This window comes from Halomonas sp. AOP22-C1-8 (assembly GCF_052378905.1).
Classification (GTDB): Bacteria; Pseudomonadota; Gammaproteobacteria; order Pseudomonadales; family Halomonadaceae; genus Vreelandella; species Vreelandella citrativorans.
In genome coordinates this window covers 1-738 of record NZ_JBQSYD010000070.1, presented here as the reverse complement: position 1 = coordinate 738, position 738 = coordinate 1, and the positions used below count along the sequence as shown (strand labels likewise).

Genomic DNA, 738 nt, shown 5'->3' with positions numbered 1-738 from the left:
TTGAAATCATAGCACTTTTAGCCGCTTCTTTTTATCCCTTCATGAGAAATCCGGGTTAGATGCCTACTTAATTGTTTGCATAAATACTGAATACATTGTCTTAATCGCAAGTTTTGCATCATCTCCCATAACCGTTTTCGGATGTAGCTTTTCCGAATAATAGCGATTACTTAGATTCAAATCGTGATCATCTGATTTTTTATGAGCGTATGGATTACGAATCTGTCTCAAGACATCAATATCATCAAGTGTTGATTTAGATAAAATCCTTTCAGCTAGTGCTATTCTAATAGTCTGCTGAAAACTCCCCCCCGCTTTTTTACCAAGCGTTTCCAGTTCTTCCACAAGAGTCTGTTCGATATAAGAAACACCAACCAATACGGATGCGATAAAATTGCCATTTATGAATGATACTCTAGCATTCTCAAATAGCTCAATTGTTTCAAGACGCCCCATGTAAGCACTCGGTCTTTCCTCATATTGAGAAACCCACATCAGTCTATTAGCTCTTTGCTCCCGAGTTTTTGCATCTGCTTTTTCCAAACTATCCATAACGATCTGAATATTCATCATTCATACACCGTGAGCATCTAACACTGCTGAGCCAGCATCCCGCTTCTGCCGGGAGGGCCGCTTTGGGTCGAAAGCAGGCAGTCAGCAGCTATTCACTACAGCATCAAAAAACCACAATTAACCCACTCAACACGCCACAAGGACCAAATCTAATTAGCCCTAACG

1 protein-coding gene is annotated in these 738 nt (G+C 40.5%); it reads right to left on the bottom strand.

The genetic code is table 11. The annotated features are described in order from the left end of the window. Positions 1–63 precede the first annotated feature (63 nt). Complete coding sequence (locus ACT3TY_RS17895; RefSeq protein WP_444629095.1) at positions 64–573, bottom strand: hypothetical protein; 510 nt, start codon at positions 571–573, stop codon at positions 64–66. Positions 574–738: the final 165 nt, after the last annotated feature.

What these genes read in the sequence shown, in the direction of transcription:
- ACT3TY_RS17895 (WP_444629095.1), bottom strand. Translation starts at nt 573, where the DNA reads ATGATGAATATTCAGATCGTTATGGATAGTTTGGAAAAAGCAGATGCA.